This window comes from Paenarthrobacter sp. NPDC057981 (assembly GCF_042886835.1).
GTDB lineage: Bacteria > Actinomycetota > Actinomycetes > Actinomycetales > Micrococcaceae > Arthrobacter.
Genome location: NZ_JBHVQI010000028.1, coordinates 44,999 through 52,590 on the forward strand (window position 1 = coordinate 44,999; position 7,592 = coordinate 52,590).

At 61.5% G+C, this 7,592-nt stretch carries 6 protein-coding genes; 3 read left to right on the plus strand and 3 right to left on the minus strand.

From position 1 onward, the window contains the following. Window positions 1-16 precede the first annotated feature (16 nt). From ACFVSI_RS19130 to pntB, 3 genes are all read left to right on the plus strand, one after another. On the plus strand, window positions 17-1,201 hold the full coding sequence (locus tag ACFVSI_RS19130; protein ID WP_387827163.1) for a mandelate racemase/muconate lactonizing enzyme family protein: 1,185 nt from the start codon (window positions 17-19) through the stop codon (window positions 1,199-1,201). 491 nt (window positions 1,202-1,692) lie between these two features. Continuing rightward, window positions 1,693-3,255 carry a Re/Si-specific NAD(P)(+) transhydrogenase subunit alpha gene (locus ACFVSI_RS19135; RefSeq protein ID WP_387827165.1) on the plus strand — a complete coding sequence of 521 codons (1,563 nt, stop codon included), beginning with the start codon at window positions 1,693-1,695 and terminating at the stop codon, window positions 3,253-3,255. Window positions 3,256-3,284: 29 nt separating this feature from the next. After that, window positions 3,285-4,724, plus strand: a complete 1,440-nt coding sequence (gene pntB / locus ACFVSI_RS19140) for a Re/Si-specific NAD(P)(+) transhydrogenase subunit beta (protein ID WP_387827168.1) — start codon at window positions 3,285-3,287, stop codon at window positions 4,722-4,724. 676 nt (window positions 4,725-5,400) lie between these two features. On the opposite strand, the gene ACFVSI_RS19145 is transcribed toward pntB, so the two are convergent. The 3 genes from ACFVSI_RS19145 to ACFVSI_RS19155 form a co-directional block, all read right to left on the minus strand. Further along, window positions 5,401-6,483, minus strand: a complete 1,083-nt coding sequence (locus ACFVSI_RS19145; protein WP_387827171.1) for an NADH:flavin oxidoreductase/NADH oxidase — start codon at window positions 6,481-6,483, stop codon at window positions 5,401-5,403. 48 nt (window positions 6,484-6,531) lie between these two features. Further along, entirely contained in the window at window positions 6,532-7,197 is a 666-nt protein-coding gene (locus ACFVSI_RS19150; RefSeq protein ID WP_387827174.1) for a 3-oxoacid CoA-transferase subunit B, read from the minus strand. Window positions 7,198-7,199: 2 nt separating this feature from the next. Beyond that, window positions 7,200-7,592, minus strand: a 393-nt coding sequence (locus ACFVSI_RS19155; RefSeq protein ID WP_387827176.1) for a 3-oxoacid CoA-transferase subunit A, incomplete at its 5' end; no start/stop codon positions are given.

The window sequence follows — 7,592 nt, forward strand, 5'->3', positions numbered from 1 at the left end:
GAACAGAGGAACACAATTGCCTGCTATCGACGCTGCCACGGAGCGCGCGGCCTCAGTATTCGGTGCCTCAGAGGACGGCACGAAAATCATCAGTGTGGAGACCTACGCTCTCTCGGTCCCACTGGAGAAGCCGATCGCTGACTCCAACGCCGCCCTTACGCACTGGATTGTGCCTGTTGTGGAGGTAAAGACCTCTGACGGTTTCGTCGGCACGGGGATCTCTGGAGTGCACAATGCACCTGAGTTGTTGTGCGACATTGTCCAAAAGTACTATGCCCCGGCCTTGTTGGGTGCACCGGCCGATGACATCGTCGGGACCTGGAACCGTATGTACTGGCAGCCGACGCACTGGATGGGACGAGCCGGCACCGTTCATATGGCCCTGGCCATGGTGGACATCGCACTGTGGGATATCGCGGCGCAGCGGGCCGGTATGCCTTTGTGGAAGCTCCTGGGCGGGTCTGCCGCTCCCGTCGAGGCTTACAACACAAACGGCGGTTGGTTGAACTTCTCTGATTCGGAGCTCGTAGCGGACCTTCTTGATCTCGTTGATCAAGGATGGAAGCGAGTTAAGATCAAGGTCGGCAGTGCCGACTGGCGAGAGGACGTTCGCCGCGTACGCGCCGTCCGTGCCGCCATCGGAGACGAGGTCACCCTGATGTGCGATGCGAACCAGAAGTGGGATTTCTCCACTGCTGCTCGTATTCTGCCCTATCTTGAGGAAGCTCGAATGGACTGGGTGGAAGAGCCGCTGCACCCTGAGGACGTTGACGGTCACGCACGCCTGCAGTCGCTAACCACGCTGGACATTGCCGGCGGCGAAGCCATCTACTCATACCAGCAGTTTTCGACGTTCATGTCCCGCAACGCGTACCGAGTCGTGCAGCCGGACGTTACCCGGCTCGGAGGAATTACCGAATGGCGCAACGTGGCCACGCAGGCTGGTGCTATGGGCATTAGGATGGCGCCTCATGCAGGCGACATGATGCAGGTGCATCAGCACCTCGTTGGGACGGTCCTTTCCGAGGCGAAACCGTTGGTGGAGTTCATTCCTTGGACAAGGGAGGCCTTCCTGGACAGGTCCCGAATCGAGGCTGGCATGATGACCCGGCCTCAGGTACCGGGAGCGTCAACAGCCATAAAGCCCGAAGCCCGACGCAATTGGCAGATTCGGGCAGTTGGAGCGAGCCAGTCCCTGTAAGGCAGCGCCGTCGGCTTCAAGCGTCAGCGAACTTTGGGCGGCCCCACCATTGCGTTGGGGACGGCGGCCCTGGAAATTTACACGGATAAATTCGTCGTCCGCACAGAGGGGCCAGCCCGAGCCGCAGGGCTGGCCCCTGTAGGCGCGTATTCGGGCTTTGGACCAGTCGACTCATTCCACGATCTTGGGCAGGTACGCGGCCTTAAGAGGGGCGGCGCGGGTTCAACGATCGGCCGGCCAGCGTCCCGCGCCACGACCTGCTTGGCAACAGTTGGCGCGAACAGCCCGTAATCTCCGCCGCGGCGCGCGAGGATCCGTCAGATCGTAGGCACATGAATTTCCATTGGACGGTAGTTGTAGTTCTTCGGGTCTGTGCGAACGGCGTCCCGCTGCGTCATTTGATCATGTTCGCCAGGGAGTCTCGAGCAACTATCGGCGGTCCCAAACACAGTTTGGCTTGGACACGTTTAACAACACAGAAGAGAGCAATCGTGACACGTATAGGAATAGTGGCGGAGTTAGGACAGGAAACGAGGGTCGCAGCCACGCCCACCACAGTGGGGCAGCTGACGGCGCTAGGTTACGACGTCGTGGTCGAAAAGGGTGCCGGGGAGTCCTCCTCTTTCCCTGACCATGCCTATGTCGAAGCAGGTGCACTTATTGCGGGTGCTGATGAGGCCTGGGGCAGCGAAGTCGTCCTGCGGGTTAATCCGCCCAGTGAGGAGGAGATCGGCCGACTGGCCGAGGGCGCGACGCTGATCGGTTCCCTAAGCCCGGGCTTGCGACCGGAACTCGTCGAAGCCTTGGCCGCGCGGCCCATCACTGCACTTGCCCTGGACGCAGTGCCACGGATTTCCCGGGCGCAGTCGATGGACGTGCTGAGTTCCATGGCCAACATTGCGGGATATCGGGCAGTCATCGAGGCTGCGCATGAGTTCGGCAGGTTCTTCACCGGGCAGGTGACTGCCGCAGGCAAGGTGCCACCGGCGAAGATCCTTGTCGCCGGAGCGGGTGTTGCAGGCTTGGCAGCCATCGGTGCCGCCAGCAGTCTGGGTGCCATCGTGCGTGCGACCGACCCGCGACCGGAAGTCGCGGACCAAGTCAAGTCGATCGGCGGGGAGTACCTGAAAGTCGAAGTCGACGAGGCAATGAAGTCCTCCGACGGCTATGCCAAAGCCACCAGCGAGGCCTACAACCAGCGAGCAGCCGAGATTTACTCCGAGCAGACGCGTGACGTCGACATCATCATCACCACCGCCCTCATCCCCGGCCGGCCGGCCCCGAGGTTGATCACGGCAGAGGACGTCGAGAGCATGAAACCCGGCAGCGTGATCGTCGACATGGCCGCTGGCCAGGGCGGAAACGTGGAGGGTTCTATTGCCGGGGAACGCGTGGTAACGGACAACGGTGTCGTGATCCTCGGATACACAGACCTACCAGGGCGGCTGCCCGCCCAGGCGTCACAGTTGTACGGGACCAATCTGCTGAACCTGCTCAAGCTGCTGACCCCGGGGAAGGACGGCCAGCTGAAGATCGATTTCGATGACGTAGTCCAGCGGTCGGTGACCGTTGTGCGGGACGGGGCGAAGACCTGGCCGCCGCCCGCCGTCCAAGTCTCAGCAGCACCAGTAAAAGCCGAGAGCACGCAAATCGTTGACGACTCCGGCGTCCTGGCTGCCAGCAAGAAGACAATCAGCCCTGTCGCCAAGGCAGGTCTCGTTGCAGCCGGCATCGCGGCTCTCTTCGGCATCAGCGCGGTCGCGCCTGCTCCCCTGCCGCAGCACTTCACAGTACTGGTGCTATCGGTCGTGGTGGGTTTCTACGTCATCGGGAAAGTGCATCACGCCTTGCACACGCCGCTGATGTCCGTCACCAACGCCATTTCGGGAATTATCGTCGTCGGCGCCCTGCTCCAGGTCACGTCGGACAACATCATCATGCAGATCGGCGCCGCCGTCGCGATCCTGCTGGCCAGCATCAACATCTTCGGCGGCTTCGCCGTCACCCGTCGCATGCTCGCTATGTTCTCCCGCGGAGACAAAGCCCGTGCCTGAACATCAGTTGCAAAGCCCCCTGAGCATCAATGAGGAGTTCACCCGTGTTTGATACCGCCTCCGGTCCGTTGACTGCCGATTCCATTGCTGGAGCGGCCTACATCGTTGCCGGCCTGCTGTTCATCCTAAGCCTCGCAGGTCTTAGCCAGCATGAGAGGGCACGCGGGGGCGTGATCTACGGTATCTCCGGCATGATCGTCGCCTTGGCCGCCACCATCTGGCTTACGCTGCAAAAGACCTGGGGAGGAGACCAAATGCTTACCGGTCTGATCTTCCTTCTTGTTGCGGTACTGATCGGCGGCGCAATCGGCCTGTGGCGCGCCCGCGTCGTTGAAATGACCGGCATGCCCGAGCTCATCGCGCTGCTGCACAGCTTCGTCGGCTTGGCAGCCGTACTGGTCGGCTGGAACGGCCACCTGGAAGAACCACACCTGCACGAAGACCTCCTGGCCATCCACCACGCCGAAGTCTTCATCGGAGTCTTTATCGGAGCCGTCACCTTCACCGGATCGATTGTGGCCTTCCTCAAGCTGTCCGCCAGAATGAAGTCGGCACCGCTGACCCTGCCGGGAAAAAACGCCATCAACTTGGGCGCGCTGGTCGGCTTCGTCGTCCTCACCGTCTGGTACGTCAACGACACCCAGCTGTGGCTGCTCATCGTCGTCACCCTGTTGGCCCTCGGGCTTGGATGGCATCTGGTGGCCTCCATCGGCGGCGGCGACATGCCCGTCGTCGTATCCATGCTCAACAGCTATTCCGGTTGGGCCGCAGCCGCCGCAGGCTTCCTGCTCAACAACGACCTCCTCATCATCACCGGCGCACTCGTCGGTTCCTCGGGCGCCTACCTCTCTTACATCATGTGCAAGGCCATGAACAGGTCTTTCATCTCGGTTATCGCCGGCGGCTTCGGCATCACCGCATCGGCAAAGAAGGACGCGGATTACGGGGAGCACCGGGAAATCACGGCGCAGGAAACGGCTGAACTCCTCGTAAGTGCCTCCACGGTTGTCATCACTCCTGGGTACGGCATGGCAGTCGCGCAGGCCCAGTACCCGGTCGCCGAGCTTGCCCACAAGCTGCGGGAACGCGGGGTGAACGTCAGATTCGGAATCCACCCCGTCGCCGGTCGCCTGCCCGGGCACATGAACGTGCTCCTTGCCGAAGCCAAAGTCCCGTACGATATCGTCCTCGAGATGGACGAAATCAACGACGATCTTGGTGATACCTCCGTGGTCCTGGTCATCGGAGCAAACGACACGGTCAACCCCGCCGCCGCCGAAGACCCCGGCAGCCCCATCGCGGGCATGCCAGTCCTCAAAGTATGGGAGGCGGAGAATGTCGTGGTGTTCAAGCGCTCCATGGCATCCGGTTACGCCGGCGTGCAGAATCCGCTGTTCTACCGGGAAAACTCCCAGATGCTCTTCGGCGATGCCAAGCAACGCGTGGAAGATATTCTCCGAGCCTTCTAGCCCGAATATGACTCGCTCGCTAGTCCTGCAGGTAGGACTAGCGAGCGAGCTGTTGCAAATGGCGTCGCTCGATTGGCACTCAAGCGTAGAGCCCAACGGCGGGTGCTCCTACCGCACTAAGCACCCGCAGCCGGATGCGTTGTTTGAAACGATGAGCTTCGCGTCCCGCCTAGTCAGCGCGAACACGACGTCTCGCACAGCGCACGGAGTACTTTCACGTTCTTGAGGACATGTCGAGGAGCAGGTTGGGCAACACGCCGCAACTTTGGGCCGGCGGCACCATCAGCTTTGCCTCAGCAATCCCAGACGCGTGTACAACTCGTTTGAAACGGCTTATATGGCGGTCTGAATGGTCGTCGGCCGCTCCCCAACAAAACAAAACACCGATCTGCAACCTCACGGACAACGCGATGTTCTCAGGGGCAGTAAGGGGTTAGTGGAGCCTGGTGCTTTTTCGGTCTCAACACGATTCAAGTCCCCTTTACTAAGAATTGCCAAGTGAGTTCTCCTGGGGCAGTTGGCGCGCAGAACGCATACCACCGGGAGCAGGCCCTCCACTCATCCCATCAAAGCATCCCTTTTTGCGATGGCTGGCCGTCGGCTGTGTCGTGCTGCCGTGGCTCTGAAAGCACTGCCGCTTCACCTCGTTGGAGTATGGATAACCACGCGGCAGGCCTTAGTGAATGAAGGCTCGGTGATACGGTCGCGGAATCGGGGCGTCGCTGTACCGAACTGCGCGTGCAGCGTGAACGGGGAAGAGTGGGTTGCGCATCATTTCGCGGCCGATGAGCACTACATCGGCTTGACCAGTGACGAGGACTTGCTCTGCCTGAACTGGGTCAGTGATCAGCCCAACTGCTGCCGTAGGGATGCCGGCCTGCTCTCTTACGGCCGTCGCGAGCGGTACCTGATAGCCCGGCCCTGCCGGGATCGGCGCCAGTACGTTTCCTCCGCTGGACACATCGATCAAGTCGACTCCCTGCCCACGTAACCATTGGGCGAGCTGCACCGTCTCGTCTACTGTAATGCCGCCGTCTGCCCAGTCAGTTGCCGAGAGGCGCACGACCAGGGCGATTTCTTCACCAATTTCTTGGCGGACAGCATCGACAATGTCTCTAAGGAGACGGGAGCGGTTTTGGAGTGAGCCGCCGTATGCATCTGTCCGGTGATTACTTAGAGGTGAGAGGAACTCGTGCAAGAGATAGCCGTGCGCACCGTGGATCTCGATGAGTTCGAAGCCTGCCTCGACGGCTCGACCCGCTGCAGCGACAAATGCCGCTAGCGCTTCGTCGATCCCTTTCTGGTCAAGCTCCCTTGGCGTCGCCATTCCCTCGAAGGGGATGGCGGAGGGGGCGACAGTTTCCCAACCACCGGATTCCAGTGGCAGGCTACCGTCTGATTTCTCTGCGCCCCACTCGGGCCACGCACTTGCCTTCCGTCCGGCATGTGCGAGTTGGATACCGGCCACGGCACCTTGGGACTTGATGAAACGAACGATGGAGGCGAGGGCCTCCTTCTGCTCGTCATTCCATAGACCGAGGTCGCGCGGGGAGATCCGTCCTTCAGGCACGACACCCGTGGCTTCCACGATCACTGCGCCAGCCCCGCCAAGAGCCATGGCCCCCAAGTGCGCCGCGTGCCAGTCGGTGGCGACGCCGTCATGCTTCGCTACGGCGTACTGGCACATGGGCGGCACCCAGATCCGGTTGCGGAATTCAACGCCGCGGAGCTTCAGTGGTTCGAAGAGTTTCTGCGACAAAATTGGCTCCTCTGTCGAGCGATCGGTGGGTGGTGAACTGAAAAGGGGCTACGCCTGGCTGAGCGGCAGCGGGACGAGTTCCTGGATTTCCTCGAAGGTGCAGCCAAAGGTTTCGCGGACGGTGACACCTTCCGGTCCGGTGAGGAACACGGCTTTGTCGGTGTACACGCGGGTGACGCAGCCGACGCCGGTCAGCGGGTACGTGCAGTGTTCCACCAGCTTCGAGGCGCCGTCACGGGTCAGCAGGGTCATCATCACGAACACGTCCTTCGCGCCGGTGGCCAGGTCCATGGCACCTCCGACGGCGGGAATCGCGTCCGGTGCGCCGGTGTGCCAGTTCGCGAGGTCACCGGTCGCGGAGACCTGGAAGGCACCGAGGACGCAGATGTCCAGGTGCCCGCCGCGCATGATCGCGAACGAGTCGGCATGGTGGAAGTAGGACGCTCCGGGAAGCTCCGTGACGGGGATCTTACCGGCGTTGATCAGGTCACCATCAACAGCATCCCCCTCGGCGACAGGTCCCATGCCGAGCATCCCGTTTTCCGTGTGGAGGGTGATGTTCTGGTCCTCGGTGAGGTAGTTCGACACCAGCGTCGGCTGCCCGATCCCCAGGTTCACGAAAGAACCCGGGGCGATATCGCGGGCCACCAACTGGGCCAGCTCATCGCGGCCGAGCGGCTTCTCGGAAGTCTGGATGCTTGTCTGCGTGCCCATGCTCAGGCCACCTTTCCGTTCGAAGAATTAGCAGTTGCTTCAGAAACAGTGCCAACCCGGACCACCGAATTCACGTAAATCCCCGGCGTCACCACGTTCTCCGGGTCCAACGAACCCGTGGGCACGATCTCTGAGACCTGCACAATGGTGTGCTTCGCCGCGGCGGCCATAATGGGCCCGAAGTTCCGGGCGGTCTTGCGGTACACGAGGTTGCCCTTACCGTCAGCCTTCAACGCCTTGATGAGGGCGACGTCGGCGTGGATCGGCGTCTCAAACACCTGCCACTTCCCGTCGAGGAACCGGGTTTCCTTGCCCTCGGCCAGCGTCGTGCCATACCCGGTGGGAGTGAAGAAGCCACCGATACCGGCCCCGGCAGCACGGATGCGTTCGGCCAG